This window comes from Mesorhizobium sp. WSM4808 (genome assembly GCF_055811675.1).
This window is the reverse complement of record NZ_JBVVQX010000017.1, coordinates 70,840-96,926: the sequence shown is the minus strand read 5'-3', so window position 1 is coordinate 96,926 and position 26,087 is coordinate 70,840. Positions and strand designations below refer to the sequence as shown.

The window sequence follows — 26,087 nt, the reverse complement described above, 5'->3', positions numbered from 1 at the left end:
GGGCGAAAGCGAGCGCTGAAGGATAGTTTGGCTTTGCCTCAACAAAAAACCCGCGGGATCGCTCCCGCGGGTTTTTTTCGGGCTGAAGCCTTGATCAGCCGTGCGCGAGCACCGCCAGCAGCAAGAGCGCGACGATGTTGGTGATCTTGATCGCCGGGTTGACGGCCGGGCCAGCGGTGTCCTTGTAGGGATCGCCGACCGTGTCGCCGGTCACCGAAGCCTTGTGCGCCTCGGAACCCTTGAGATGCTTGACGCCGTCCTTGTCGACAAAGCCGTCTTCGAAGGACTTCTTGGCGTTGTCCCAGGCACCGCCACCAGAGGTCATCGAGATGGCGACGAACAGGCCGTTGACGATGACGCCGAGCAACGAGGCACCCAGCGCTGCAAAGGCGGACGCCTTCGAGCCCGAGATCAACAGCACGCCGAAATAGACCACGAGCGGTGCCAGCACCGGCAGCAGCGACGGGATGATCATCTCGCGGATCGCCGCCTTGGTCAGCAGATCGACCGCGCGTGCGTAGTTCGGCTTCGAGGTGCCGGCCATGATGCCCGGATCCTCGCGGAACTGCTTGCGCACTTCCTCGACGATGGCGCCCGCCGCGCGGCCGACGGCCGTCATGGCGATGCCGCCGAACAGATATGGGATCAAGCCGCCGAAGATCAGGCCGGCGACGACGTAGGGGTTGGAGAGATCGAAGGAGATCTCGCCCATGCCCTGGAAGTAGGGATATTTGTCGCCATTGGCGGCAAAGAACTTCAGGTCGTTCGAGTAGGCGGCAAACAGCACCAGTGCGCCGAGACCGGCCGAGCCGATGGCGTAGCCCTTGGTCACCGCCTTGGTGGTGTTGCCGACCGCGTCGAGCGCGTCGGTGGAGTGGCGCACTTCCTTGGGCAGGCCGGCCATTTCGGCAATGCCGCCGGCATTGTCGGTGACCGGGCCGAAGGCGTCGAGCGCAACGATCATGCCGGCAAGACCGAGCATCGTCGTGACCGCGATCGCCGTACCGAAGAGGCCGGCAAGCTGATAGGTCGAGATGATGCCGCCGACGATGACGATCGCCGGCAGCGCCGTCGATTCCAGCGAGACCGCAAGGCCCTGGATGACGTTGGTGCCGTGACCGGTGACCGACGCCTGAGCGATGGAGTTGACCGGGCGCTTGTTGGTGCCGGTGTAGTACTCGGTGATGACGACGATGAGACCGGTCACCACGAGGCCGATCAGGCCGCATATGAACAGGTTCTTGCCGGTGATGACCATGCCGGCGACTGTGCCGATCTCGCCCCAGCCGAGCGTCACCTGTGTGGCGACGCCGAGGCCGACGATGGACAGCAGGCCGGTGACGATCAGGCCCTTGTAGAGCGCGCCCATGATCGAGCCGTTGGAACCGAGCTTGACGAAGAAGGTGCCGACGATCGAGGTCAGGATGCAGGCGCCGCAGATGGCGAGCGGATAAAGCATGGCCGCACCCAGCACGGCGGTGCCGCCAAAGAAGATGGCAGCCAGAACCATGGTGGCGACGACGGTCACCGCATAGGTTTCGAACAGGTCAGCGGCCATGCCGGCGCAGTCGCCGACATTGTCGCCGACATTGTCGGCGATGGTGGCCGGGTTGCGCGGATCATCTTCGGGAATGCCGGCTTCGACCTTGCCGACGAGATCGCCGCCGACGTCGGCGCCCTTGGTGAAGATGCCGCCACCGAGACGAGCGAAGATCGAGATCAGCGATGCGCCGAAACCGAGCGAGACCAGCGAGTCGATGACGATGCGGTCATTGGGCTGGAGGCCCATGAAGTGGGTCAGGATGAGGTAGTAGATCGACACGCCGAGCAGGGCCAGGCCAGCAACCAGCATGCCGGTGATGGCGCCCGATTTGAACGCGATGTCGAGGCCGGCAGCGAGGCTGTTCGATGCGGCCTGCGCCGTACGAACGTTGGCGCGAACGGAGACATGCATGCCGATGAAGCCGGCGGCGCCCGAAAGCACCGCACCGATCAGGAAGCCGATCGCGGCGGTGATGGACAGCAGCCACCAGGCGAGCACGAGGACGACGACGCCAACGATGGCGATGGTGGTGTATTGACGCGCCAGATAGGCTTGTGCGCCCTCGCGGATAGCCGCGGAGATTTCCTGCATGCGTGCATTGCCTTGATCGGCCGCAAGGACCGAACGTGTCGCCCAGATGGCGTAAAGGATTGAAAGCAGGCCGCAGGCGATGACGGCGGAAATAATTGTCATTGCCGGATTTTCCTCGATTGATGGCCCAAAAGAACCCCTCCCTGGGCCGTTGAGACAAAGACCGGATTCCGCGCACGGAATCCGCCTCTTCGCATCGGTGTATGCGAAACAGGGCTGCGAACGTCAAGATATTGTTCGGTTTTTGCCCGGCTTTCGCCTAAATGGTTTAGACGGCGGCGTGCTTGGCAATGATGTCGCCTGATTAGATCGATTGAAATGACGCTGCGGCACTGAGCTGTCAGCTCCTCCCACCCGATCCGCTAGCGACGTGGAGCGTGAACGCGTCCGCCGGCGCCTATGCTTCTTTGCAAAGACCTGTAGGGTAGCCTATCTTCAGGATGGAACCGGAGCTAGCCTATGAATTTCAAAGCTATTATCCACGAAGCCGACGAAGGCGGGTTCTGGGCAGAGGTGCCGGCAATTCCGGGCTGCGCGACCCAGGGCGAAACCATGGAAGAACTTGTCCAGAATTTGCGTGAAGCGATCGAAGGCTGCCTCTCAGTAGAGCCGCTGTCATTCACGTCGGAGCCTGGGCGGATCGTGGAAATCGCTGTTTGAAGTCCATTTCCCGCAAGGAATTTGCGCGTGCCGTCGAACGGCAAGGCTGGAAGCTTTTGCGCATCGCCGGAAGCCACCACATCTATGGCAAGCAGGGAAGCATTGTTCGGCTTTCAATCCCTATTCATGCCAATAAACCGCTCAAAACCGGACTTCTACGACATCTCCTAGCGCTCGCTGAAATGAACGAGCGCGATATCTGAGATACTGTCGACTATTCGGCCTCTCTGCCCATGCGGCGCGCCGTGTAGCGCTCGATCGCCGACAGACCGTCATAGATCAGCACGGCAAGCGCTGCCACGATCAGGCCGCCTTGCAGGATGAAGGCGAGATTGTTGGACAACAGCCCGGCGATGATCACTTCGCCCAGCGTTTTGGCTGCCACGGTCGAACCGATGGTCGCGGTGGCAAGACTGATCACCACCGACAGCCTGATGCCGCCGAGAATGATCGGGGCGCTGAGCGGCAGCTCGACCTTGGTGAGCCTTTGCCAACCGGTCATGCCGGCGCCGCGCGCCGCCTCGACGACATTGGCCGGCAGCGTCGTCAGGCCGGTCAGTGCATTCTCGAAAATCGGCAGCAGGCCATAGAGAAACAGGGCGATCAGTGTCGGCTTCTCGCCGAAGCCGACGGCCGGTACGGCAAGCGCCAGCACCGCCACCGGCGGAAAGGTCTGACCGATGTTGACGAGGCTGCGCGATAGCGGCAGGAATTCAACACCGACCGGCCTGGTGACCAGGACGGCAAGCGCCACCGCAACGATGGTTGCCGCCACGGTGGCGATCAGAACCGTGCGTAAGTGCAGCAGGGTCAGCGTCAGCAGACTGCCCTGGTTGTAGATCACCGGCGCGTTGTTTTCGGTCAGCGGCTTCAGCAGCGGCACGAACCACCCGGGATTGGTGACGAAGGCGACAAGCAGCACCACCAATGCTAGCCTGAGCAGCGATGGAAGCCAGGCCTTCATGCCGGCCTCGCCGCACGCTTCACCAGCCCTTCGACGGTCACGCGGCCAAGCGGCTTGCCGTCGGCGCCTTTGACCGGCAGCGCCGGCCGGCCCGACCACAACAATTCGGCCAGCGCGTCGCGCTGGCTCGCATCGCCGGGGATCGCCTCACCTTCGGCGGAGCCCTTCTCCACGGCATCGCGGACCCGGCCGAGCGACAGCAACCGGAACGGCCTTTCGCTGGCGCCAACCAGGGTCTCGACGAAGGCGCTTGCCGGCTTTGCCAGGATCTCGGCCGGCTTGGCGTATTGCACCAGCTTGCCGGCATCCATGACCGCGATCTTGTCGCCCATATGCACGGCCTCTTCCATGTCGTGGGTGACGAGGATGATGGTGGTGCCGAAGCGCTTCTGGATCGCCAGCAGATCTTCCTGCGCCTTGGTGCGGATGATCGGGTCGAGGGCGCCGAACGGTTCGTCCATCAACAGCACGTTGGGTTCGGCGGCGAGTGCGCGGGCAACACCGACGCGCTGCTGCTGGCCGCCGGACAGTTCGTGCGGGTAGCGAGGCCCGAAGGCTTCGGGATCGAGCTGATAGAGCGTCATCAACTCGTCGACCCGGGCCTTGATACGGTCCTTGTCCCAGCCAAGCAGCACCGGCACGGTGGCAATGTTCTGTGCCACCGTGCGATGCGGAAATAGGCCGTGGCCCTGGATAGCGTAGCCGATGCTGCGGCGCAGCTCGTAGCCGGGCAGCGAACGATTGTCGGCGCCGTCGAGCTTGATGATGCCTGAGGTCGGCTCGACCAGCCGGTTGATCATGCGCAGCAGCGTCGTCTTGCCGGAACCGGACGTGCCGACAATGACGGCGATGGTGCGCGGCTCGATGACCATCGACACGTCATCGACCACGGTCGTCGCGTCATAGCGCTTGGTGATGCCTTCGATCTCGATCATGCCGTTTCAACCCTGCGCCTGGTGGCGGTCATTTCGATCACCGCATCGAGGATGATGGCGGCGGCAAAGGCGAGCGCGACCGTTGGCACCGCGCCAAGCAGCACAAGGTCCATCGCCGTCTGGCCCACACCCTGGAAGACGAACACGCCGAAACCGCCGCCGCCGATCAGCGCGGCAATGGTGGCGAGGCCGATGTTCTGCACCAAGACGATGCGGATGCCGGTGAGGATGACAGGAAAAGCCAGCGGAAACTCGACGCCGAACAGGCGCTGCCTGTCGGTCATGCCCATGCCGCGCGCGGCGTCGTTGGCGGCGCGCGGCACGCCGGCGAGACCGACCACGGTGTTGGCCACTACCGGCAGCAGCGAGTAAAGGAACAGCGCCACAAAAGCCGGTGCGGTGCCGATGCCGCGAATGCCGAGCGCGGCAGCTCCCGGCACATGCGTGGCAACCCAGCCGAGCGGCGCGATCAAAAGGCCGAACAGCGCGATCGAGGGAATGGTCTGGATGATGTTGAGCACGTTGAGAACGCCGGCGCGCAGACTTTCGACACGATGGCAGAGAATGCCGAGTGGCAGGCCGACGACCATCGCCGCAAGCAGCGACCCTAGCGCCAGCGTTACATGCTTGGAGCCCTCTACCCAGAAACTGCCGGCGCGGTTGAAATATTCCTTCAGGATCGACAGATTGTCCCAGCTTCCCGAAATCAACAGCAGCCCGATCGCCAAAGCCGCGACCACAAGCACGCCAACCCGCGCCAATGGCGACAGGTTCAGCCTTGTCAGCACGTCGGCGAGCAAAAGCGTGAAGGCAAAGATCAGAATCCAGAAACCGGAGGCTGGCGAAACTCTGGCGAAGGTGTTGCCCGCCGGCGTGAGAAATGTTCCGGCGACACCGATCAGCAGCGCAAGCGCGGCAAGCGCCATCACGCTGGCGGCAAGGCGCAGCACAAGTGGTGTCTTGAACAGCGCAATGAGTGCTGCGGCGACAATGATGGCGAGCAGCAGCGTTCCGGTCGTTGCCGGCAGCGCATCGAGAATCGAGCGCGCCTGGCCGGGGACGATGCGGTTGGCACGGAACGTGGCAAAGGGGGCGGCGAAGGCCGCATATGCTGATATCGCGGCGATGACCACGCCGAGCTTGTCGAAGCGGCTGTTCACGCTCTGCCCCGTCAGTCGATCCGGCGCGCCACGAAAGCGACGCGCCGGAATCCTCCTACTTCAGGAAGCCGTTCTTCTTCAGGAAGTCCTCGGCGACGCCCTTGACCGGCTCGCCGCCGACCTGCACGCGACCGTTCAGCTCCTGCAGCGTGACGAGGTCGAGCTTGGCGAAGACCGGCTTCAGCAGCGTCTCGATCTCGGGATGCTCCTTCAGCACCGCTTCGCGGATGATCGGCGCCGGCTGGTAGACCGGCTGCACGCCCTTGTCGTCGTCGAGCACGACGAGCCCGGACGGTGCGATGCCGCCATCGGTGCCGTAGACCATGGCCGCATTGGCGCCGTTGGTCTGGTTGGCGGCCGCGGCAATGGTTGCCGCCGTGTCGCCGCCCGAGAGCGTGATCAGCTGGTCCGGCTTCAGCGTGAAGCCATAGGTGGTCTGGAAGGCCGGCAGTGCAGCCGCCGAATTGACGAACTCGGCGGAAGCCGCCAGCACCACCTGTCCGCCGCCCGCGACATATTTGCCGAAATCGGTGAGCGTGGCGAGCTTGTTGGTTTCGACGACTTCCTTGCGCAGCGCGATCGCCCAGGTGTTGTTGGCGGGCGACGGCGACAGCCAGACGATCTTGTTGGCGTCGTAGTCGAGCTTCTTGGCCGTTTCATAGGCCTTGGCGGCGTCTTTCCAGACCGGGTCGTCGGCCTTTTCGAAGAAGAAAGCGGCGTTGCCGGTATATTCGGGATAGATGTCGATCTCGCCGGCGGTGATCGCCTTGCGCACCACCGGCGTGCCACCGAGCTGGATACGGTCCGATGTCTTGATGTTGTTGGCGTTGAGCACGAGCTGGATGATGTTACCGAGCACGCCGCCCTCTGTGTCGATCTTGGAAGAGACAACCACCTGAGCATTGGCGGAAGCCACCGTGATGCCGAGCGCCAATGCCGCGCCGGCCAGAAACTTGACTGAAAACATTGTGAAACCCCTTGCTATGAACCGAAACGCGGTGACCGCATATGAGCATGGCTTCAACGGCCAGTCGGGGCACACGGTTTCATAACAGTAGGTACAGACGCAATATTTTTGTTCCGAAGCGGTAAATTCGGCCGACATCGTGCTGACAGCGCCGTGTCAGGTGAAACGGCGGATGGATCAGGCTTCAGCTTTGCGCAAGCTCGTCAGCTTGAGCGCGCCGAGCGCCACGAAGCACAGGACGGTGACCGGAAAGACTATCCAGTTCAGCATCTCCCAGCCCCAGGCGTTGTAGACCATGCCCGACATCAGCGAGGCGCAGGCGACGGAGCCGAACAGGACGAAGTCGTGGAAGCCTTGCACCTTGCCCTTTTCCGACGGCCGGTAGGTGGCGGCAACCATCGCGGTCGCGCCGATGAAGCCGAAGTTCCAGCCAAGGCCCAGCAGGATCAGCGACGTCCAGAACTGCCACAGCGCCAGGCCGGACAGAGCGACAATGGCGCAGCCGATGAGCAGGATCAGGCCGGTGGCCACAATGCGTTCGGCGCCGAAGCGATGGATCAGCGAGCCGGTGAAGAAGCTTGGCGCGAACATCGCCATGACGTGCCAGGAGATGCCGAGCGTCGCGTCGTTTTCCGAAAGGCCGCAACCGACCATGGCCAGCGGTGCGCCCGTCATGACGAAGCTCATCAGCGCATAGCTGCCGACCGCGCAGAAAAGCGCGGCGACGAAACGCGGCTGCGTGATGATTTCAGCCAGTGGTCTGGCGTCGCTGTCGGCGATCTCCACCTTGCCGGATGCTTTCGCCGGCAGCCGCAGGAACGACAGGATGATGGCGCCGACGGCGGCCAGCGGCAGGATGGAGATGAACGAACCGGCAAACATGACCGGCGCAAGCAATTCGCGGGTGAAGATGACGATCTGCGGCCCGAGGATGGCGGTGACGACGCCGCCGGCCAGCACGAAGGAGATGGCGCGCGCCTTGAATTCAGGCGGTGCGTTGTCGGCGGCGGCAAAGCGGAACTGCTGGACGAAGGCGCCGCCGACACCGATCGTGAGCAAGCCGAAGGCAAACAGCCAGAAGCCGCCCTGAAAAAGCGCCAAGGAGGCGATCAGGCCACCAAGCGCCGTGACGATCGTGCCGGTCATGAAGCCGCTTCGCTGGCCCATGCTGCGGACGATGGCCGCTGCAGGCAGCGCGCCGAGCGCCACGCCGATGTTGAAGCCGGTGATCGGCGCTGTCGCCAATGACTTGTCGGGACCAAGCAGATATTGCCCGGCCAGCGCGCCCACGGAGATGGCGATGGGGGCCGCCGAGCCGATGATCGCCTGCGAGGCGGCGAGGATCAGCGCGGTGCGGCGCGCCTCCTGACCGGTCTCGAGGGCGATCGCCGTCATGATGCGTCCTTGCCGCGCCCCTCGCCACGCACCCGGCGAGACACACGGTCGAGCACGGCATTGACCAGCTTCGGCTCGTCTTCCTCGTAGAAGGCCTTGGCGATGTCGACATATTCGGAGACGATGACGGCGACGGGGACATCCTCGCGCTTCATCAGTTCGTAGACGCCGGCGCGCAGGATGGCGCGCAGCGTCGAATCCAGCCGCGACAGGGGCCAGTCCTCGGTCAGCGCCTGGCGGATGATCGGATCGATGGTCTTCTGGTTCTCGACGACACCCGCCAGGATGGCGCGAAACCATTGCGCATCGGCCTCGCGATAGAGCGCGCCGTCAACTTCCTTGCCGAGACGAAAGGCCTCATATTCGGCGGTGATCTCGAAGACACCGCTGCCGGCGACATCCATCTGATAGAGCGCCTGCACGGCGGCCAGACGGGCAGCGCCGCGCTTGTTGGCGTGGCGCACCGTGGGCTGGCCGGGCGAAGCGGGTTCGCTCACGATCGCGCTCCCAATTGTTCCTTGAGGGCAATCATGGTCAGCGCCGCACGCGCGGCAAAGCCGCCCTTGTCGCCTTCCGAGCGCTTGGCGCGAGTCCAGGCCTGGGCGTCATTCTCGGTGGTGAGGATGCCGTTGCCGATGCAGACAGAGTCCTGCACGCTCAAATCCATGAGCGCTCGGCTGGATTCATTGGCGACAATGTCGAAATGATAGGTGTCGCCGCGGACGACGGTGCCGAGCGCGACAAAGCCGTCATAATGTGTGCCGCCTTCCGTTGCGCCGTCCAGTGCAAAGGTGATCACCGCGGGGATCTCGAGCGAACCTGGAACGGTGATGACATCATAAGTCGCGCCCGCTTCATCGAGCGCGCTTGTCGCGCCATCGAGCAGCGCGTCGGCAAGGTCGTCATGAAAGCGCGCTTCGACAATGAGCAGATGCGCCTTCGCCTTCGGACGAATGAAGGCTTTGCCGTGTTGGGATGTACCAGCCATAAAAGTCTCCGGGGAGTTGCCGGTGACTTAGGCCGAAGCCGGGTTCATCGCAAGCGAAGATGTTGCGCACGCCCGGTTTGCCGACCTATTCAGGTTCACCAACCTCGTTTTTGAGATGGCCGTCGAGGCTCTCAACCCAAGCCAGCACGGCCTGATGATCAATCACACGACCAGCGTCCACATCGGCCAGAGCCTCGAGCGTCCGTCGCCGGTATTCCCCCTTCCGGTACAGCCGAGATCCGTCTATTCCTGACCATCAAAGCCCCTCTTTCGTCGCCTCCACCAGCCGCGCCGCGTAGCGGGCCATGGTGTCGATCTCGAGATTGACGCGGTCACCGACCTTGCGCTCACCCCAAGTGGTCACGGTCAGCGAATGGTGGATCAAAAGCACGTCGAAGCGCGCGCCTTCGACCTTGTTGACGGTGAGCGAGGTGCCGTCGAGCGCGACCGATCCCTTGGGCGCAATGAACTTCGCCAGGTCGCGCGGCGCCTCCAGCGTGAAGCGCACCGCGTCGCCCTCATCCTTGCGCTCGACGATTTCGGCCATGCCGTCGACATGGCCCGAAACGATGTGGCCGCCGAGTTCGTCGCCGATCTTCAGCGCCCGCTCGAGATTGACTTTGGTGCCGGATTTCCAGCCCGAGGCCGTGGTCAGCCGCAAGGCTTCCTCCCATGCTTCAACCTCGAACCAGCGCGCATTCGAGCCGCTGTCGGGCAAGGCCGTCACCGTCAGGCAGACGCCGCCGCAGGAGATCGAGGCGCCGATGGCGATGGTCTGCGGGTCATAGGCTGTGTCGATGCGCAGCCCCACCCCTTCCCTGAGCGGCTTGACGGAAGCGACAGTGCCGACATCGGTGACAATTCCGGTAAACATCGGTGTTGATCCCTAGAGGTCTCTTATCCACTCGGCGTAGCTGTCTTCGCCGAAACGCATGTCGCGCAGCTTGCGAAATCCTGCCGGGATATGGTCGGCGTCGATTGGCGATGCAATGCCGTCGTCGCCGATCGCTTCCGGCCCCTGGAACAGCACAATGCGGTCGACCAGCCCATCGGCCAGGAAGGCGCTCGCCACCCTGGCGCCGCCCTCGACCAGCACGCTGGCCATGCCGAGCGCGGCCAGATCCTCGAGTAGTTCCGGCAAGGCTACGCCGCCCTCGTGCGTTTCCGTGCCGATGAAGCGGACGCCGGCGCGTTCGAGTGCTGCGCGCCGCAGCGGATCGGCCTCCAGGTAGGCGGCGACATAGAGCGGCACCCGGTCGACGCCCGAAACCAGCTTCGAGGCCTCCGGCAACCGGATCTGGCGGTCGAGCACGATGCGGGCAGGCGAACGGTTCTCCAGCCCCGGCAAACGCACCGTCAGGGCCGGATCGTCCTCAAGGGCCGTGCCGATACCAACCAGTATGCCATCCGCCTCGGCCCGCATCAGATACACTTCGCGGCGCGCGATATCTCCGGTGATCGACACCTGCCCACCGCCTTCCCTGCCGATCTTTCCGTCGCTGGAAAGCGCAAGCTTGAGAACCACTTCTGGGCGTTTTCTCAACGAACGAATCAAATAGCCGGCCATCTGCTCGGAGGCTTGCTCGGCCAACACCTTCTCGACCACCTCGACACCGGCGGCACGCAGGATCGCGTAGCCCTTGCCGGACACGCGCGAATCGGGATCGCTGGCCGCACCGACGACGCGCGCGACACCGGCATTGACCAGCGCATTGGCGCAAGGCGGCGTGCGGCCGTGATGGGCGCAAGGCTCCAGCGTGACGTAAGCGGTGGCGCCGCGCGCGAGCTCGCCGGCCTCGGCCAGGGCCTCGGTCTCGGCATGCGGGCGGCCGCCGACAGCGGTGACGCCGGTGCCGACGATCATCGGACCGTTGCCGTCATCGCGTACGATCAGCGTGCCGACGGACGGGTTGGTCGCGGTGCGCCCGGCATTTTTTCGCGACAGTCTGAGTGCCGCCGCCATGAAGCGGCGATCAAGGGCGGCCTGTTCGCTTGCAGTCATGCTCAGCTGGCTTCCTCTTCACCCTTGATTTCGTCGCCCTTGAGCTCGCCCAGCAATTCATGGAAATCCTTGGCCTCGCGAAAATTGCGGTAGACCGAGGCAAAGCGGACATAGGCGACGTCGTCGAGCGACTTCAGCGCTTCCATGACCAGCCGGCCGACTTCTCCCGAAGCAACCTCCGTCTCGCCGGAACTTTCGAGTTGGCGCACGATGCCGGTCACCGCGCGGTCGATGCGCTCGGGATCGACATTGCGCTTGCGCACGGCGATCTCCACGGAGCGCAGCAACTTGTCGCGGTCGAAGGGCACTTTGCGGCCCGATTTCTTGACCACGACGAGGTCGCGCAACTGCACGCGCTCGAAGGTGGTGAAGCGACCGCCGCAATCGGGGCAGACACGCCGCCTGCGGATCGCCGCGCCATCCTCTGCGGGGCGCGAATCCTTCACCTGCGTATCTTCTGACTGGCAATAGGGACAGCGCATGGAGAAGCCTTTGGTTGGCGAATCTGGTGAAGGGAAAGGCTTAGAGGTTTTTGCAGCGATGGCAAAGTGTCGCCAACAGCCCCTTGCGCTTCAGAGATAGCGAGGCGCAAGCAGGATTGCCAGCCTCGCCAGGCAGCCGCACCGCGTACCGATGTTTTCAGGGAGCTACGTCGGCGGTCGGGAATCCGCACGATGCACCGAGGCTGCGATAGGCCTTGGTGAAGCCATCCATGGATATGCTTCCAACAGGTGCGTCGCCAAAGGAGACATCAAGTACCGATGCCCGGCGCATGGCGCGCAGGAGCGCCAGGCTGATCTTGGCCTGATTGTCCACGGTCCAGCTGAGCCGGCCGTTGACGGCGCCATCGGAATGGAGTTTGGCGGCGACACGGCCCTTGTCATCGCCGAAGGTGGCGGCAATCGACTTGCCGGCCGGCAGACCCTTGTTGTCGACGGCGATGGTTATGGAGGGGTAGGCATCCGGCGGCAGTGCATCGCCGTTCGTGATGACGAGCGTCAAGGTACCGGGCACGCCGCCCGCGCCGATAAAGGCGGTCGAGGCAGCGCAGGTCTTGCGCAGATCCTCACCGGTGTCGACCTCGTCGACCAGGGTCGACCATCTGCCGAACGTTTCGAGCTTGGGTGCCGCCTGGGCGGGCGCCGCCGGCTCGGCCTGAGGTGCGGGTTGCGCGGGCGCGGGTTGAGCAGAGGCGGTTTGCGCCAAGGCGACGCCGGGGAAAGGCACGGCGATCAAAGCGGCCAGAGCGCCAACGGCACCAAGGTTGGCGAAACGAAACGGTCGCATCATCAAGGCTCCTGCCGGTCGCCCCGGCCTGCTGAAACGACGCTTGTCGTTGCAGCAGGCGGTAAGCCTTCCTATCGCCTCAGCCGAGATAGGGATAGAGCGGGAAGCGATCGGTCAGCGCCACGACCTTGGCCTTGACCGCAGCTTCGACAGCGGCATTGCCCTCGTCGGAATTCGCAACCTTGAGACCGTCCAGCACTTCGGCGATCAGCTTGCCGATCTCGCGGAATTCGGCCTGGCCGAAGCCGCGCGTGGTGCCGGCCGGGGTGCCGAGACGCACGCCCGAGGTGACGAAAGGCTTTTCCGGGTCGAACGGGATGCCGTTCTTGTTGCAGGTGATGTTGGCGCGGCCAAGCGCCGCCTCGGCGCGCTTGCCGGTGGCGTTCTTGGGCCTGAGGTCGACCAGCATGAGATGGTTGTCGGTGCCGCCGGAGACGATGTCGAGACCGGTCTCCTTGAGGCTGGAGGCCAACGCCTTGGCGTTGGCGGCAACGCTCTCGGCATAAACCTTGAAGCTTGGCTTCAGCGCTTCGCCGAAAGCGACAGCCTTGGCAGCGATGACATGCATCAGCGGGCCGCCCTGCAAGCCGGGGAACACCGCCGAATTCATCTTCTTGGCGATGTCCTCGTCATTGCACAGGATCATGCCGCCGCGCGGGCCGCGCAGCGATTTGTGCGTCGTGGTGGTCACGACATGGGCATGCGGCAGCGGCGACGGATGCACGCCGCCGGCGACGAGGCCGGCGATGTGCGCCATGTCGACCATAAGATAGGCGCCGACCGCGTCGGCGATCTCGCGAAAACGCTTCCAGTCCCAGACGCGCGAATAGGCGGTGCCGCCGGCAAGGATCAGCTTCGGCTTGGTCTCATGCGCGGTCTTCTCGATGGCGTCCATGTCGAGCAGATGGTCGTCCTGGCGCACGCCATAGGACACGACCTTGAACCATTTGCCGCTCATGTTGACCGGCGAACCGTGGGTCAGATGGCCGCCGGAATTGAGGTCGAGGCCCATGAACGTGTCGCCCGGCTGCAAAAGCGCCAGGAACACGGCCTGGTTCATCTGGCTGCCGGAATTCGGCTGGACGTTGGCGAAGTTGCAGCCGAACAGCTTCTTGGCGCGCTCGATGGCCAGTTCCTCGGCCACGTCGACGAACTGGCAGCCGCCATAGTAGCGTTTACCCGGATAGCCCTCGGCGTACTTGTTGGTCATGATCGAGCCCTGCGCTTCAAGCACGGCGCGGGAAACAATGTTTTCCGAGGCGATCAGCTCGATCTCGTGGCGCTGGCGACCGAGTTCGTTGCGGATGGCGCCGAAAATCTCCGGATCGGCATCGGCCAGCGTGGTTTCGAAGAAGGATTCGAATTTGTTCGACACTGCCGCTGCTGTTGCCATGGCCTGAAATCCTCGAGGTTCGGGGGCAATTTTTGATTTATGCATGTCGTTGTCCCAAAACCGCTGCACACTTTTGGGCGACATGCATTTGCCGCGCCATTAACACAGTTGTTTTCGCCCCGCCACGTTTGCGGCGCGAAATTTGCTGGCCGGATTGCGCCAGCCTGGCCCGCGGGTCGTTATTTCCGAGCCTTCCGGCCTTTCAGCAAGGCCTCGGTGAGCGTGATCTCGGTAAACAGCGCTTGCGACGTATGGTCGTTGATCTCGCCGCTGCGAAACATGGCGCGCACGGCCTCGCGCTCGGCTTCGATGCCCGCAAATCTCAATTCGAGCTCCAGCCTTCCGGCTTCGCGCGCCTCGGCGCGGGCCTCATCGGCTTCGTCCGAGGCGGCGATGCGGCGCCGGTAGCCGGCGACGATGCTGTCGGCAGCGGCAAGCCTGGTGCCGGGCACCTCGCCTCCCTCATCATCGGCGGCTCCGGCAATGCTCTCGATGCGCGCGATTGCCGCCTTGGCGGCGCCGACGCGCGCCAGGCGCTCCTCGGCGGCGCCGGCATCCTCACCGGGCTCGACCAGCCCCCTGGCGATCGTCGGCAGAGCGAGGCTGGCGATGACCAGCGAGCAGATGATGACGCCGGCGGCCAGGAAAATGACCAGGTCGCGCGCCGGAAACGGCGAGCCGTCCGGCATGGCGAGCGGCAGTGACAGGATGCCGGCCAGCGTAATGGCGCCGCGCACACCGGCCACCGAACCGGCGAGCCGCACGCGCAGCCCGAACGGCTCCACCTTGCGCTTGCCCAGACGCGCAGCGATGCCGGCGGCGATATCGCCCACCCAGATCCACAGGAAGCGCAACGCGATCAGGCACAGCGTCAGCGCGATGACGGTCGCGATCGGCTGGATGATCGGGTGCAGGCTCATGAGTTCCGGCGGCACATGGCGGATGATGTCGGGAAGCTGCAGGCCGAGCACGATGAAGAGAGCGCCGTTGAAAACGAAGGAGAGCGTCGTCCACAGCGACATCGTCTGCATGCGCGCAGAGACGCCGAGGAAGCGAAACACGCCGGAGCCGCCGGTGAGCAGGCCCGCGGTGACAGCCGCCAGAATGCCGGAAGCTCCGACATGCTCGGCGCCGAGATAGGCGATGAAGGGCAGCAGGACCATCACCAGCACCTGCGCTTCGGCCGGCACGCCGCCGATCCGGTTGAGCAATTGCAGCAGCTTGGCGGCAACGAACAGCGCCGCCACGCCGATCAGGATGCCGATCGCCACAGCATAGAGAAAACTGAGCGAAGCCGCCGCAAGGGAAAAGCTGCCGGTCAGCACCGCCGCGACGGCAAAGCGGAACATGACCAGCCCGGACGCATCGTTGAGCAGCGACTCGCCTTCCAGAATGTGCATCAGCCGCGCCGGGACGACATTCCTGTCGACGATCGAGGACACCGCCACCGCGTCGGTCGGCGACAGCACCGCGGCTAGCGCAAAAGCAACCACCAGAGGGATGCTCGGCACCAGCCAATGCAAGGCGTAGCCGAAGCCGACGATGGTGAAGAAGACCAGCCCTATGGCCAGATCCAGGATCGGTCGGCGCAGCGCCATCAGTTCACGCTTCGGCGCGCCATAGGCATCGCCGAACAGCAGCGGCGGGATGAACACCAGCAGGAACAGTTCCGGATTGATCTCGACATGGATGCCGCGCACCGGCCACGCAAGCGCGGCACCGATCGCAATCTGCAGCACCGGCAACGGCACCCGTACCAGGCGAACCAGAGCGCCGGAAAGCGCCACGAAGACGAGCACGACCAGAATGAAGACGGCGACTTCCATGGTCCGGTTCCAGGCTTTCCGCCGACCATGCGCAAAGCCGGCCGATCCGTCCAGCCGCCCGTCCCGTGAAAAACGCCGCGGCACCCAATCAATGAAAAAGGCCGCCCTGAGAGGCGGCCTTTTTAGCTAGGAATCAAATGTTTACAGCGCGGACGTGATCTGCAGTTCGTTGTTGCCATCAAGCGCGTAGACGTCGTCGCGGAACTGCACGACGCCCGGACCGGTCGACCAGGCCGAGAGATAGAGGAAATGGACCGGCACCGGATTGGTGACCTGGATCGGCGTGTTTTCACCCGTCTTGATCGCCGCTTCGAAATGCTGGCGGTCCCAGCCAGGCGTGTCGCGCAGGATCCAGGTGACGAGGTCGCGCACATTCTGCACGCGCACGCAGCCCGAGGAATCGAAACGCAACATCTTGCCGAACAGGCTCTGCTGCGGCGTATCGTGCATGTAGACGCCGTCAGGGCTCGGGAAATTGATCTTCACCGAAGCCATGGCGTTTTCCGAGCCGGGATCCTGGCGGAAACGGTACTTGGCGGCGTCGTCGGTCGACCAGTCCACATTCATCGGATCGACTTCGCTGCCATCCGGTGCGAACAGGCGGATGTGGCTGTCCTTCAGATAATCGGGATTCTTCCGCATCAGCGGAATGATGTCCTTGCGGACGATCGAGACGGGCGCGTTCCAGTATGGATTGACGATGATCTCGTTGATCTTGGAATTGACGATCGGCGTCTGTCGGTCGATCTTGCCGACGATCGCGGTGTGGCGAAGCACGACGCGGTCGTTCTCGACCGCTTCGACCTGCGCTGCCGGAATGTCGACCAGCACGTAACGGCTGCCCAGCGTGCCGGCCTTCTCGCGCAGCCGCTGCAGATTGGTCTGCAACTGGCCGAGCCGGATCTGCGCCGAAACGTTCATCGCCGCATAGGTGTATTTGCCGAGCGCACCATCGGCAGGCAGGCCATGGCGCAGCTGGAAACGCTTGACCGCCGAGTCGACATAGGAATCGAAGGCCGTCGAAATGCCGGCACTCTGCGACAGATCGCCGGAAACCATCAGCCGCTTGCGCAACGGCACCACATCCGGGTCATCGACGCCGAGCTGCAGCTTCTTGGTCGCGGGAACGTCGACCCAGCCACCCTGCCCGACAATGTTCTGGTATTGCCCGACCGCCTGTTCCGTGAAGGCGACGGTCTGCGGGCTGAAGATCGGCAGCGTCGAGGCCACCTTGCCGCCCTCGCTGGCGCGGGCATCGAACTGGTCGTCCCAATTGCCGCGCGCGGAGGATTTCAGGATGTCACCGATCACATCCTGCGCATTGGCGCCGCCGGCGACCACTGCGGCTGCGAGCGCGGAGGCTCCGGAGAGGAAAAAACGACGGCTGGTTCTCATGGACGTTCCAGACATTTGTAGCAGTTCGATCACTTGCTGCGTTGATCACCGGGCGATCTCGCCCGCACTGTAAAATTGGCAATCTTAACAATTAGCCAACCATGCTCCGTATCACCTTGGTGTGACAGCGCCCAGGCGCGATACGGATTGCGGGTGAACGCATGGTCTTCACACCAGCATCACTGCCACTCTCGGTTCCACTGGAATATGGCGGCAACGTGGCCTAGCGCCCGAATCCGACTGACCGGCATTCCGAAAAGGACGGACCGATGCTTTTGGGTATCGGGTCGGAGCGTCGCCGACATGGGGTCGACTGCCGCGCGGCAGGACCGGCAGCCAGCCGCGAACGACCCTGGCTCAAGGCTTCGAACCCGGAGCCTCCAACTCGGAACATCGTTGCAGCACTTGGTTCTCAGGGTAACGCAATATCTTGCTGTCATCGAGTTTGAGCAGCAGCGCCCGCCTCTTTTCCACACTGTCGTTATCGTCCGAGCAAGTCAGGTCCAAAATGACGGCGTCCAGGCCTTTGATCTTCTGGACTTTGTCGATTGTGCAGCCGACTTCCCACATTTCCACCGACTTATCGGTGAACGTCACTCTGGAGTCATTGCCGTCGCACGGGCTGCTGCCTTCCATGGCGAAGGCATCCTTCCACCATTCCTCGGCGAAAGCCGTTTCTGACGCAAGCAGTAGCGCCGCCGCGACAAAACAGATCTTGAAACGCCTGCTTCGACCCATCATGCCCCCTTGTGCGGCGACATTAGGCATTGTGGAAGCGAAAGCAAAGCGTGGCCTACGGGGTTGCGGTCAGCCGACAAACAGATGAACTCAAGTCGCCGTCAGTCGCTAGAAAAAGGCCGATGCCTCTCGGCACCGGCCCTGACTGAAGGTCGATATTTCGGCCGCGTTTCTGTGGCGCGGGCCGGATCCGATGCGGCGCCTTACATCCGGTAGGCGATGGTGTCGTTCCAGAAGCGGTCGAGCCGCTGCAAAGCACGGTTCATCTGCTTGAACTCGTCGGTGTTGATGCCGCCGACCTGCTCGATCGAGCCGACATGACGCTCGTAGAGGCCGGCAACGACTTCCGCCACCTCGTTGCCCTTCGGCGTCAGCGAGACACGGACCGAACGGCGGTCGATGCGCGAGCGCTGGTGATTGATGAAGCCGAGATCGACCAGCTTCTTCAGATTGTAGGAGACGTTCGAGCCGAGATAGTAGCCACGCGAGCGCAACTCGCCGGCGGTCAGCTCGGAATTGCCGATATTGAACAGCAGCAGCGCCTGGATGGCATTGATGTCGGAACGGCCGTTGCGGTCGAATTCGTCCTTGATCACATCAAGCAGGCGGCGGTGCAGCCGCTCAACAAGCTGCAGCGATTCCATGTACAGGGAACGGATAGCCTCGCGGCGATCGTCGGATACGTTGGCGGTCTTCGCCGCCGGACGCGAATTGATCATTGTCTTTGCCTCTCGTTTGTCGCCCTGGTGATTTTTTGTTTTTCACCTTGATCGCGACACTATCGAATACTCATAAAATTCGACTTAAACGCTAGGGCTAACAAGAGCTTACCGGTAAGGGGTTTCGGAAGAGGCTTAACGAACGGTCACCCGAGCAAGGATAATTAACCTAAAGATTTCGGCAACGATTGCGGGGCTCATTCGAGGCGAAAGCGGGGCCGCCAATGGGTTCAACGGCTTAGTGGCGGACCGGGCGCTTCTGCAGGTAGATGACGACACGGAAGACGATGTAGAGCAGCGCCACCGCCGCATGCGAGGCGACAATCAGCAAGCGGTGGCCGAATAGCTCGGGAAAGCCGGCATACATGACCGTCTCGGTCACCGCGCAGATGAACCAGATCACCGGCCCCCAGGACGCCAGCATCCACAGGCCGGCAGCGGCAAAGGGAAAGAACACGGCGAGCACCACCGCAGCGACCTGCCAGTGCACGGGCATCAGGTCGAACCGCCACAGCGTACCCGGATAAAAGCCGATCAACCTGATCCAGTAGAGAATGCCGAACAGCAGGCAATAGCCCGATATGACGCGCTGGAACCAGGCGAAGATCACCTCCACCCCGGAGGGCTGCAGCACGACGCGCCTCGAAGTCACCTCGCTCATATCAAGAGTTCCCGTTCGCCGAGCGGGGCGAAATAGGCGTCGACATCCGCTTCGCTGACCGCAGCGAGGCTTGCCGGCCGCCATTGCGGCTTCGAGCCCTTGTCGATGATGGCGGCGCGGATGCCTTCGTAGAAATCATGGCCGGCGAGCATCCGGTTGAGGATGCGGAACTCCATCTTCATGCAGGCTTCCATGGACAGCGTCAGTCCGGCGCTGATCTGCCGCCAGGCGACGCGCAGGCTGGTCGGCGAGCGGGTGCGGATCGTCGCAAGTGTCTTTGCCGCGAACTCGTCGGCGTCCGCCGCACGCTCGAGGCTGTCGATGACGCGGTTCAGGGACGGTTGCGAAAAATGGCGAACAATCGCCTCCAGCGTCGGCCTGTCGGTTTCGCGCCTTGCCTGCACGAAGAAGCCGCGCAGCACCGATTCCGGATCGCCGGTCAGCGCCAGGCGGTCGAGGAAGCCAGCCTGGTCCTCGGCCTTGATGGTGTGGGTGGCCAGCCCCGACCACAGCGCATCGCCATAGCGGATGCGATTGCCGGTCAGCGCCAGATACATGCCGAAGGAGCCGCCGAGATCTGGCAGCAGGTGACTGGCGCCAACATCCGGAAAAAAGCCGATGCCGACCTCCGGCATGGCAAATTGGGCATTCTCGGTCATCACCCGGTGCGAGCCATGGAAGGAGATGCCGACACCACCGCCCATGACGATGCCGTCGATCAGGGCCACATAAGGTTTCTTGAAACTGTTGATGCGGGCGTTGAGCCGGTATTCGTCGGCGAAGAACTCGACCGGCGGTTTTCCCGCCCGGCCTGTCTCATAGACATGCAGGATATCGCCGCCGGCCGAAAAGGCCCTGCCCTCTGCCTTGACGACGATGACGTCGATGCCCTGATCGTCCTCCCAGGCGGAAAGGGCAGCGCCGAGCGCCCCGATCATGCGGTGCGTCAACGCATTGAGCGCCTGCGGCCGCGTCAAGGTGACGACGCCGGCCCGGCCCAGATGTTCGAAGCGGATCTCGTCGCCTCCGCCAAAATCCATCGTGAAAGAATCCCTCTCCCGGCCGCCGGGACTGAAGTGCTAAAGCGTGGCGCATGGGTGCGTCAATGGCGAGCGCACCGGTGCAAGCTCTGGCCCGGACCAGGAGCCAGTGCTAAAAATCGAACTGCAATACTGGAAAACTGGATAGAGTTCGGTGCAGTGCGGCTCTGGCGGGGCTTCGAACGGGACGATTGTTCATGACTCGATTTTCGCACCTTGCGCGGATGGCAATCGGGCTGAGCATCGGCTTGGCTGTTCACCCGGTCATGGCGGCGACTTTGGAAGATCTCTACAGCTCGCATACCATCGTCAACGGCAAGTACGAGAAGAACCGCCAGTCCGGCTTCAAGCGCTGCCTCGACGCGGTTCTGGTGCGGGTTTCCGGCGATCAGCGCCTGCCGGCGAAACCTGAAATGACGGCATTGCGCGACAAGGCCGGCAGCTTCGTCGCAGGCTTTCGCTACCGCGACCGCATGGAAGGCATTCCCAACCATGACGATCAGGGAACGTACGATCGGCCCCACAACCTTTCCTGCCAGTACAAGCCGGCTGAAATCGACCCGGTGCTGGCTTCGCTCGGCAGCAGGCCGTGGCTGGCCGAGCGGCCGCAGCTGGCGGTGTTTTTGACGACCGAGCGCGGAACAATGCATTATGCGCTCGATGCCGACGACGACCGTGGCATGCCGATGCGCGAATCGTTCGGCAATGCCGCCGTACCGCTGGCCATGCAGGTGGCTTTTCCCACGGCGGCGCAGCTGTCGCGGGCCGGATTGGACGATCAGGCGCTTCGCAATGCCGAGATGACGAAGCTCGACACACTGGCGAAGAAGACCGGCGCCGACCAGGCGCTTTCCGGCAGTCTCGTCTGGAGCGACAAGGAACTGGGCTGGATCGCCGACTGGCGGCTGGCCGCGGCCGGCAAGACCTACATCTGGCAGGTGCGCGGTGTCGGCTTCGACGAGGCTTTCCGTGTCGCCATCAGGGGCGCAGCACAGATTCTGTCAGGCAATGGGCAACCCGAATAGACTTCGACCGGATCGCTGGCACAATCGTGCCGCATTGGTCAGCAGCGGGAGCTCGTGGTAAAAGCCTGCCCGAACGAGAGTATTTAGCGATGAACAAATTCACCCCCGCAAAGCCCGCCGGCGCGCGCGGCGTCGACGAGATCACCGGCAGCCGCCGTCTGCGCCGCATGCGCAAGGCCGACTGGTCGCGCCGTCTCGTGCAGGAGAACCGGCTCACGGTCGACGACCTGATCTGGCCGATCTTCGTCGTCGAGGGCAAGGGTGTCCGCGAGCCGATCGCCGCCATGCCCGGCGTCTTCCGCCTGTCGATCGATCTCGCCGTCAAGGAGGCCGAGCGCGCGGCGAAACTCGGCATTCCGGCACTCGCCACCTTCCCCAATGTGGACATCTCGCTGCGCGACCAGACCGGCTCGCATATCCTCGATCCCGACAATGTCATCAACCGCGCCACCCGTGCGATCAAGGATGCGGTGCCGCAGATCGGCATCATCACCGACGCCGCGCTCGACCCATTCACCAGCCACGGCCATGACGGCATCCTGCGCGACGGCATCATCGTCAATGACGAGACGGTGGAACAGGTGACCGCCGCTGCCGTCATCCAGGCGGCCGCCGGCGCCGACATCATCGCGCCATCCGACATGATGGACGGCCGCATCGGCGCCATCCGGGACGCGCTTGACGCCAATGGTTTTCAGGACGTGGCGATTATGTCCTATGCGACCAAATTCGCCTCGGCCTTCTACGGTCCCTATCGCGAGGCGGTGGGCACCGCCGGTCTGCTCAAGGGCGACAAGAAGACCTATTACATCGACCATGCCAATTCCGACGAGGCGGTGCGAGAGGCCGAACAGGACATCGCCGAGGGCGCCGACATGCTGATGGTCAAGCCCGGCCTGCCCTATCTCGACATCATCCGGCGGCTGAAGGACGAGTTCCAGATGCCGACCTTCGCCTACCAGGTGTCGGGCGAATATTCGATGATCAAGGCGGCAGGCGCCAATGGCTGGATCGACGGCGAGAAGGCAATGCTGGAATCGCTGCTCGCCTTCAAGCGCGCCGGGTGCGACGGCATCCTGACCTATTTCGCACCCGAAGTGGCGGAGATGCTGAAGGGGTAATTTCTCTTCGCGACAACGGCCGATCGCGGCGAGCAATGTCGGCCAATCCGCTTCGACATCCATACCAATTTCCGGCTCCTGGCCGGGGAATCCATAGCGAGGGCCGCTTGACCGTTGCCTGAGCTTCGTTTGAGCTTGAAAATACCGCTTGCAATTCACAATCAGTTTGCTACAAAACAACTGCTTGCAAAATACAACCGGTTATCGAGGAGGCTCGCATGTCCAAACTTCGCGTCAACGCTTTCACCCTGTCGCTCGACGGCTATGGCGCCGGTCCCGATCAGGATCTGCAAAATCCTCTCGGCGTCGGTGGGGAATCCTTGCACAAGTGGTTTGTCGACACCCGCACCTTCCGCGAGATGGTGCTCGGACAAGATGGCGGCACCACCGACGTCAACGAGGCGTTCGCGGCGCGCAGCTTCGAGAATGTCGGCGCCTGGATCCTCGGCCGCAACATGTTCGGGCCAATCCGCGGCGAGTGGCCTGACGACAGCTGGAAGGGCTGGTGGGGCGACAACCCGCCCTATCATGTGCCGGTTTTCGTGCTCACCCATCACAAGCGGGAACCGATCATGATGGAGGGCGGCACGACTTTCCACTTCGTCACTGACGGTATCCATTCAGCTCTTGAACAGGCTAAGGCTACCGCTGGCGGCAAGGACGTGCGGGTCGGCGGCGGCGTCGCCACCATCCGGCAATATCTGCAGGAAAAACTGATCGACGAGATGCATCTGGCGATCGCGCCGGTGCTGCTCGGCTCGGGCGAGAACCTTTTCGCCGGCCTCGATATGCTCAAGCTGGGCTATATCTGCAGCGAGCAGGTGGCGACGCCGCTTGCCACGCACGTCACCATCAAGCGGGCGTAGTTACAGCTCTTTCTCCCCGTCACTATACGGGGAGAAATGCCCGGCAGGGCAATGAGGGGCGACGCCAGCCAGCCGAAGTATGGCGCCGAAAACGCTATCGAGGGCAATATAACGGCAGAATAGTCTTCTGCCAGCATGGAGAATTTTTTAGACTCAACCAACGCAGGCGCCGCCCCTCATCCGCTTGCCGGCACCTTCTCCCCGTATAGTGACGGGGAGAAGGGAGCGATCCATCAATACTTCTCCGGCACGTAGAGTTCGCGCGGCAGTACCTGGCGTTCGTATTCGGGGTTGAAGACGCGCTCCGGCAGCGTGATCTCCTCGTGCGGCACTTCCTCGTAAGGCAACTGCTTGAGCAGATGGTCGATGCAGTTCAGCCGCGCGCGCTTCTTGTCGTTGCCCTCGACGATGAACCAAGGCGCTTCCGGGATGTTGGTGCGGGCGAAGGTCTCTTCCTTGGCCTTGGTGTATTGCTCCCAGCGCACACGCGACTGCAGATCCATCGGCGACAGTTTCCACTGCTTCATTGGATCATGGATGCGCATCAGGAAGCGCATCTGCTGTTCCTCGTCGGTGATCGAGAACCAGTATTTGACCACGGTGATGCCCGAGCGGACCAGCATGCGCTCGAACTCCGGCACGTCGTGAAAGAATTCTTCGACCTGATCGGGCTGGGCAAAGCCCATCACCCGCTCGACGCCCGAGCGGTTGTACCATGAGCGGTCGAACAGCACGATCTCGCCGCCGGCCGGCAGATGCGGGACATAGCGCTGGAAATACCATTGCGACTTTTCGCGCTCGGTCGGCGCCGGCAGTGCCACGACGCGGCAGATGCGCGGATTGAGCCGCTGGGTGATGCGCTTGATGACACCGCCCTTGCCGGCCGAATCGCGTCCCTCGAAGATCACCACCAGCTTCTTCTTGTGGTAGGCGACCCAGGACTGCAGCTTGATCAATTCGGACTGCAGGGTGATGAGGTCGCGAAAATACTGCATGCGATCGATCGAAGGCGGATGCGAGTTCTTGTAGATCTTGGCGATCTCCATCGACAGCGCCGGCTCCGACATTTCGAGCTCATAGTCTTCGTCGAGCGTGTCGGCGAGCTCGGCTTCAAGCCAATCCCTGGCCGGAGAATTCTGTTTTAGCTCGGTCATTATCGGCTGCTCCACTTGCAAGCTCTGTCGATCCACGTCCGGCGCCCCAAACTCCGGCTTACAGCCCGGAACGGCAACGCCTGAGCCGACTTCAATATAGGCCTGCAATGACGGTTTTATTGCAGCCCGAGCGTGATCGCCGCCGCTGCCAATCCCGCCAGGCATGATCGATCCGGCGTCCTGGCATGGCGACAAGTCGCGCAAATTGTCCTACAAATAGCGGCCACATTCGGGCACCCTCCCCAGCCCCTTTCTCAACGCAATCGCGAGGATCGACATGGAATACCGCACCCTCGGCCGTTCCGGCCTGAAAGTTTCGACGCTGACCATGGGGACCATGACGTTCGGCGGCGCCGGCGCATTTTCGGCTGTCGGCAAGACCGATCTCGACGAGGCGCGCCGGATGATCGATCTCTGCATCGACGCCGGCATTAATGTCATCGACACCGCCAACGTCTATTCGAATGGCATTTCCGAAGAAATCATCGGCGAAGCGCTCGGCGGCAAGCGCAAGGGCGACGTGCTGATCGCCTCCAAGGCACGGATGCGGATCGGCAAAGGCCCGAATGATGAAGGCCTGTCACGCCATCACCTGATCCGCGAATGCGAGAAGAGCCTGAAGCGGCTCAGGACAGACGTCATCGACATCTATTTCCTGCACGAATGGGATGGCGTGACACCGCTGGAGGAAACCATCGGCGCGCTCGACACGCTGGTTGCCCAAGGCAAGATCCGCTATGTCGGCTGCTCCAATTATTCCGGCTGGCAGGTGATGAAGGCGCTCGGCATCAGCGACAGCCATCATCAGCCGCGCTTCGTCACGCAGCAAATCCATTACACGCTGGAAGCGCGTGAGTCGGAGTACGAGTTGCTGCCGATTTCCGTCGACCAGGGGTTGGGCGTCCTGGTCTGGAGCCCGCTTGCCGGCGGATTGCTGTCCGGCAAATACCGCCGCGACAGCCCCACCGCCCGCCAGCTTGCCGGCTGGTCCGAACCGCCGATCCGCGACGAGGACCGGCTGTGGCGGATCGTCGACGTGCTTGTCGAGATCGGCGCGCAGCGCGGCGTGTCGGCAGCGCAGGTGGCGCTGGCCTGGCTGCTTGGCCGGCCGGCCGTCAGTTCGCTGGTGATCGGCGGCAGGACGGAAACGCAGTTCCGGGACAACATCGCGGCGGCAAGCCTGATGCTCTCCGGCGAGGAGCGCGAGCGCCTCGACGCGGTCAGCAGGCCGCCCTTGCTCTATCCCTACTGGCACCAGCAGCTGACGGCAAAGGACCGTTTTGGTGCCGCCGATCTGGTGATTGACCGAAGCGGCATCTGATCGGCAAATCGATGGCGATAGATATTGGCCGCCGCAATGATGGATCTGACCCCTTCATTGCGACGCGCATCTTGCAAGCCTGGCCATCATCGACGCACTATCGCTTCAGCTGTTGTGTTTGACGGCTAATGCTCCTAGGCAGGACCAGAGCCGCAAGGCAGTGAAAAGGAGCCAATATGGCGCGACCACCAAACTACGATCAGGAACGCAAGGAACGCGACCGCCAGAAAGCGGCCAAGAAGGCCGAGAAGCTGGCAGCCAAGGTTGCAGCGCGGGAACGTTCGAAGCCCGAAGACGAGACTGAAGCCGAAACCGAAACGGCAAAGTGACGGCAAA

27 protein-coding genes are annotated in these 26,087 nt (G+C 63.0%); 7 read left to right on the top strand and 20 right to left on the bottom strand.

The window, feature by feature from the left end:
* Positions 1–94: 94 nt before the first annotated feature.
* The gene (locus AC0L2U_RS26805; protein WP_127381998.1) at positions 95–2,236 is read right to left on the bottom strand and encodes a sodium-translocating pyrophosphatase; all 2,142 of its coding nucleotides are present in this window, start codon (positions 2,234–2,236) and stop codon (positions 95–97) included.
* A gap of 357 nt (positions 2,237–2,593) precedes the next feature.
* Between AC0L2U_RS26805 and AC0L2U_RS26800 the strand changes: the two genes are divergently transcribed.
* Positions 2,594–2,794: a type II toxin-antitoxin system HicB family antitoxin gene (locus AC0L2U_RS26800; RefSeq protein ID WP_127329711.1), complete on the top strand. Its 201-nt coding sequence runs from the start codon at positions 2,594–2,596 to the stop codon at positions 2,792–2,794.
* Positions 2,791–2,997, top strand: coding sequence for a type II toxin-antitoxin system HicA family toxin (locus AC0L2U_RS26795; RefSeq protein WP_473602882.1), 207 nt, complete (start codon positions 2,791–2,793; stop codon positions 2,995–2,997). Before AC0L2U_RS26800 ends, AC0L2U_RS26795 begins: the two co-directional genes overlap by 4 nt.
* An 11-nt stretch (positions 2,998–3,008) precedes the next feature.
* Here AC0L2U_RS26795 and AC0L2U_RS26790 read toward each other — a convergent pair whose 3' ends face one another.
* The 18 genes from AC0L2U_RS26790 to AC0L2U_RS26705 all read right to left on the bottom strand — a co-directional run bounded on the left by AC0L2U_RS26790 (position 3,009) and on the right by AC0L2U_RS26705 (position 20,264).
* The gene (locus AC0L2U_RS26790) at positions 3,009–3,758 is read right to left on the bottom strand and encodes an ABC transporter permease (protein ID WP_128288394.1); all 750 of its coding nucleotides are present in this window, start codon (positions 3,756–3,758) and stop codon (positions 3,009–3,011) included.
* Positions 3,755–4,693, bottom strand: a complete 939-nt coding sequence (locus AC0L2U_RS26785; protein ID WP_127267858.1) for an ABC transporter ATP-binding protein — start codon at positions 4,691–4,693, stop codon at positions 3,755–3,757. Before AC0L2U_RS26785 ends, AC0L2U_RS26790 begins: the two co-directional genes overlap by 4 nt.
* Positions 4,690–5,853 carry an ABC transporter permease gene (locus AC0L2U_RS26780; protein WP_128288393.1) on the bottom strand — a complete coding sequence of 388 codons (1,164 nt, stop codon included), beginning with the start codon at positions 5,851–5,853 and terminating at the stop codon, positions 4,690–4,692. The genes AC0L2U_RS26785 and AC0L2U_RS26780 overlap by 4 nt, the downstream gene beginning before the upstream one ends.
* Positions 5,854–5,908: 55 nt before the next feature.
* On the bottom strand, positions 5,909–6,820 hold the full coding sequence (osmF, locus tag AC0L2U_RS26775; RefSeq protein ID WP_127397086.1) for a glycine betaine ABC transporter substrate-binding protein OsmF: 912 nt from the start codon (positions 6,818–6,820) through the stop codon (positions 5,909–5,911).
* A 177-nt stretch (positions 6,821–6,997) separates the two neighbouring features.
* The gene (locus AC0L2U_RS26770) at positions 6,998–8,215 is read right to left on the bottom strand and encodes an MFS transporter (RefSeq protein ID WP_127397085.1); all 1,218 of its coding nucleotides are present in this window, start codon (positions 8,213–8,215) and stop codon (positions 6,998–7,000) included.
* A complete protein-coding gene (nusB, locus tag AC0L2U_RS26765) occupies positions 8,212–8,712 on the bottom strand; it encodes a transcription antitermination factor NusB (RefSeq protein WP_127322245.1) in 501 nt (166 codons plus the stop codon). Before nusB ends, AC0L2U_RS26770 begins: the two co-directional genes overlap by 4 nt.
* A complete protein-coding gene (ribH, locus tag AC0L2U_RS26760; protein WP_127810701.1) occupies positions 8,709–9,203 on the bottom strand; it encodes a 6,7-dimethyl-8-ribityllumazine synthase in 495 nt (164 codons plus the stop codon). The genes nusB and ribH overlap by 4 nt, the downstream gene beginning before the upstream one ends.
* 256 nt (positions 9,204–9,459) lie before the next feature.
* Positions 9,460–10,077: a riboflavin synthase gene (locus tag AC0L2U_RS26755; RefSeq protein WP_127810702.1), complete on the bottom strand. Its 618-nt coding sequence runs from the start codon at positions 10,075–10,077 to the stop codon at positions 9,460–9,462.
* A gap of 12 nt (positions 10,078–10,089) precedes the next feature.
* Positions 10,090–11,205, bottom strand: a complete 1,116-nt coding sequence (gene ribD, locus AC0L2U_RS26750; RefSeq protein ID WP_473602880.1) for a bifunctional diaminohydroxyphosphoribosylaminopyrimidine deaminase/5-amino-6-(5-phosphoribosylamino)uracil reductase RibD — start codon at positions 11,203–11,205, stop codon at positions 10,090–10,092.
* A 2-nt stretch (positions 11,206–11,207) separates the two neighbouring features.
* Positions 11,208–11,687 (bottom strand): transcriptional regulator NrdR, encoded by a 480-nt coding sequence (gene nrdR, locus AC0L2U_RS26745; RefSeq protein ID WP_023810227.1) that lies wholly within the window; start codon positions 11,685–11,687, stop codon positions 11,208–11,210.
* Positions 11,688–11,844: 157 nt separating this feature from the next.
* Positions 11,845–12,495 (bottom strand): hypothetical protein, encoded by a 651-nt coding sequence (locus AC0L2U_RS26740; protein ID WP_127810704.1) that lies wholly within the window; start codon positions 12,493–12,495, stop codon positions 11,845–11,847.
* A 76-nt stretch (positions 12,496–12,571) separates the two neighbouring features.
* Entirely contained in the window at positions 12,572–13,885 is a 1,314-nt protein-coding gene (gene glyA / locus AC0L2U_RS26735; protein ID WP_013532252.1) for a serine hydroxymethyltransferase, read from the bottom strand.
* 179 nt (positions 13,886–14,064) lie between these two features.
* Positions 14,065–15,711: a Na+/H+ antiporter gene (locus AC0L2U_RS26730; RefSeq protein WP_128288392.1), complete on the bottom strand. Its 1,647-nt coding sequence runs from the start codon at positions 15,709–15,711 to the stop codon at positions 14,065–14,067.
* A 141-nt stretch (positions 15,712–15,852) separates the two neighbouring features.
* Complete coding sequence (locus tag AC0L2U_RS26725; protein ID WP_127329923.1) at positions 15,853–17,106, bottom strand: L,D-transpeptidase family protein; 1,254 nt, start codon at positions 17,104–17,106, stop codon at positions 15,853–15,855.
* A gap of 357 nt (positions 17,107–17,463) precedes the next feature.
* Positions 17,464–17,874: a hypothetical protein gene (locus tag AC0L2U_RS26720; RefSeq protein WP_245481746.1), complete on the bottom strand. Its 411-nt coding sequence runs from the start codon at positions 17,872–17,874 to the stop codon at positions 17,464–17,466.
* Between the two features lie 173 nt (positions 17,875–18,047).
* On the bottom strand, positions 18,048–18,563 hold the full coding sequence (ldtR, locus tag AC0L2U_RS26715) for a transcriptional regulator LdtR (protein WP_008875359.1): 516 nt from the start codon (positions 18,561–18,563) through the stop codon (positions 18,048–18,050).
* A 238-nt stretch (positions 18,564–18,801) separates the two neighbouring features.
* Positions 18,802–19,224 (bottom strand): DUF6163 family protein, encoded by a 423-nt coding sequence (locus tag AC0L2U_RS26710; RefSeq protein WP_127272646.1) that lies wholly within the window; start codon positions 19,222–19,224, stop codon positions 18,802–18,804.
* Positions 19,221–20,264 carry an enoyl-CoA hydratase/isomerase family protein gene (locus tag AC0L2U_RS26705; RefSeq protein ID WP_473602879.1) on the bottom strand — a complete coding sequence of 348 codons (1,044 nt, stop codon included), beginning with the start codon at positions 20,262–20,264 and terminating at the stop codon, positions 19,221–19,223. Before AC0L2U_RS26705 ends, AC0L2U_RS26710 begins: the two co-directional genes overlap by 4 nt.
* Before the next feature lie 197 nt (positions 20,265–20,461).
* Between AC0L2U_RS26705 and AC0L2U_RS26700 the strand changes: the two genes are divergently transcribed.
* From AC0L2U_RS26700 to AC0L2U_RS26690, 3 genes are all read left to right on the top strand, one after another.
* A complete protein-coding gene (locus AC0L2U_RS26700) occupies positions 20,462–21,289 on the top strand; it encodes a DUF2066 domain-containing protein (protein WP_473602878.1) in 828 nt (275 codons plus the stop codon).
* Positions 21,290–21,378: 89 nt separating this feature from the next.
* Positions 21,379–22,410 carry a porphobilinogen synthase gene (gene hemB / locus AC0L2U_RS26695; RefSeq protein ID WP_256748204.1) on the top strand — a complete coding sequence of 344 codons (1,032 nt, stop codon included), beginning with the start codon at positions 21,379–21,381 and terminating at the stop codon, positions 22,408–22,410.
* Between the two features lie 218 nt (positions 22,411–22,628).
* Positions 22,629–23,276, top strand: a complete 648-nt coding sequence (locus AC0L2U_RS26690; RefSeq protein ID WP_292334829.1) for a dihydrofolate reductase family protein — start codon at positions 22,629–22,631, stop codon at positions 23,274–23,276.
* Positions 23,277–23,509: 233 nt separating this feature from the next.
* On the opposite strand, the gene ppk2 is transcribed toward AC0L2U_RS26690, so the two are convergent.
* A complete protein-coding gene (gene ppk2, locus AC0L2U_RS26685; RefSeq protein ID WP_127270468.1) occupies positions 23,510–24,430 on the bottom strand; it encodes a polyphosphate kinase 2 in 921 nt (306 codons plus the stop codon).
* A 277-nt stretch (positions 24,431–24,707) separates the two neighbouring features.
* On the opposite strand from ppk2, the gene AC0L2U_RS26680 reads away from it, so the two are divergent.
* Both AC0L2U_RS26680 and AC0L2U_RS26675 read left to right on the top strand, forming a co-directional pair.
* On the top strand, positions 24,708–25,751 hold the full coding sequence (locus tag AC0L2U_RS26680; protein WP_473602877.1) for an aldo/keto reductase: 1,044 nt from the start codon (positions 24,708–24,710) through the stop codon (positions 25,749–25,751).
* A gap of 176 nt (positions 25,752–25,927) precedes the next feature.
* Complete coding sequence (locus AC0L2U_RS26675) at positions 25,928–26,080, top strand: hypothetical protein (RefSeq protein ID WP_013532262.1); 153 nt, start codon at positions 25,928–25,930, stop codon at positions 26,078–26,080.
* The last annotated feature ends 7 nt before the right edge of the window (positions 26,081–26,087 follow it).

What these genes read in the sequence shown, in the direction of transcription:
- AC0L2U_RS26690 (WP_292334829.1), top strand. Translation starts at nt 22,629, where the DNA reads ATGTCCAAACTTCGCGTCAACGCTTTCACCCTGTCGCTCGACGGCTAT.
- AC0L2U_RS26720 (WP_245481746.1), bottom strand. Translation starts at nt 17,874, where the DNA reads ATGCCTAATGTCGCCGCACAAGGGGGCATGATGGGTCGAAGCAGGCGT.
- ldtR (WP_008875359.1), bottom strand. Translation starts at nt 18,563, where the DNA reads ATGATCAATTCGCGTCCGGCGGCGAAGACCGCCAACGTATCCGACGAT.
- AC0L2U_RS26675 (WP_013532262.1), top strand. Translation starts at nt 25,928, where the DNA reads ATGGCGCGACCACCAAACTACGATCAGGAACGCAAGGAACGCGACCGC.
- AC0L2U_RS26790 (WP_128288394.1), bottom strand. Translation starts at nt 3,758, where the DNA reads ATGAAGGCCTGGCTTCCATCGCTGCTCAGGCTAGCATTGGTGGTGCTG.
- AC0L2U_RS26710 (WP_127272646.1), bottom strand. Translation starts at nt 19,224, where the DNA reads ATGAGCGAGGTGACTTCGAGGCGCGTCGTGCTGCAGCCCTCCGGGGTG.
- nrdR (WP_023810227.1), bottom strand. Translation starts at nt 11,687, where the DNA reads ATGCGCTGTCCCTATTGCCAGTCAGAAGATACGCAGGTGAAGGATTCG.
- ppk2 (WP_127270468.1), bottom strand. Translation starts at nt 24,430, where the DNA reads ATGACCGAGCTAAAACAGAATTCTCCGGCCAGGGATTGGCTTGAAGCC.
- AC0L2U_RS26705 (WP_473602879.1), bottom strand. Translation starts at nt 20,264, where the DNA reads ATGGATTTTGGCGGAGGCGACGAGATCCGCTTCGAACATCTGGGCCGG.
- AC0L2U_RS26700 (WP_473602878.1), top strand. Translation starts at nt 20,462, where the DNA reads ATGACTCGATTTTCGCACCTTGCGCGGATGGCAATCGGGCTGAGCATC.
- AC0L2U_RS26805 (WP_127381998.1), bottom strand. Translation starts at nt 2,236, where the DNA reads ATGACAATTATTTCCGCCGTCATCGCCTGCGGCCTGCTTTCAATCCTT.
- AC0L2U_RS26785 (WP_127267858.1), bottom strand. Translation starts at nt 4,693, where the DNA reads ATGATCGAGATCGAAGGCATCACCAAGCGCTATGACGCGACGACCGTG.
- AC0L2U_RS26740 (WP_127810704.1), bottom strand. Translation starts at nt 12,495, where the DNA reads ATGATGCGACCGTTTCGTTTCGCCAACCTTGGTGCCGTTGGCGCTCTG.
- osmF (WP_127397086.1), bottom strand. Translation starts at nt 6,820, where the DNA reads ATGTTTTCAGTCAAGTTTCTGGCCGGCGCGGCATTGGCGCTCGGCATC.
- AC0L2U_RS26800 (WP_127329711.1), top strand. Translation starts at nt 2,594, where the DNA reads ATGAATTTCAAAGCTATTATCCACGAAGCCGACGAAGGCGGGTTCTGG.
- AC0L2U_RS26770 (WP_127397085.1), bottom strand. Translation starts at nt 8,215, where the DNA reads ATGACGGCGATCGCCCTCGAGACCGGTCAGGAGGCGCGCCGCACCGCG.
- ribH (WP_127810701.1), bottom strand. Translation starts at nt 9,203, where the DNA reads ATGGCTGGTACATCCCAACACGGCAAAGCCTTCATTCGTCCGAAGGCG.
- AC0L2U_RS26725 (WP_127329923.1), bottom strand. Translation starts at nt 17,106, where the DNA reads ATGAGAACCAGCCGTCGTTTTTTCCTCTCCGGAGCCTCCGCGCTCGCA.
- AC0L2U_RS26730 (WP_128288392.1), bottom strand. Translation starts at nt 15,711, where the DNA reads ATGGAAGTCGCCGTCTTCATTCTGGTCGTGCTCGTCTTCGTGGCGCTT.
- ribD (WP_473602880.1), bottom strand. Translation starts at nt 11,205, where the DNA reads ATGACTGCAAGCGAACAGGCCGCCCTTGATCGCCGCTTCATGGCGGCG.
- glyA (WP_013532252.1), bottom strand. Translation starts at nt 13,885, where the DNA reads ATGGCAACAGCAGCGGCAGTGTCGAACAAATTCGAATCCTTCTTCGAA.
- AC0L2U_RS26755 (WP_127810702.1), bottom strand. Translation starts at nt 10,077, where the DNA reads ATGTTTACCGGAATTGTCACCGATGTCGGCACTGTCGCTTCCGTCAAG.
- hemB (WP_256748204.1), top strand. Translation starts at nt 21,379, where the DNA reads ATGAACAAATTCACCCCCGCAAAGCCCGCCGGCGCGCGCGGCGTCGAC.
- AC0L2U_RS26680 (WP_473602877.1), top strand. Translation starts at nt 24,708, where the DNA reads ATGGAATACCGCACCCTCGGCCGTTCCGGCCTGAAAGTTTCGACGCTG.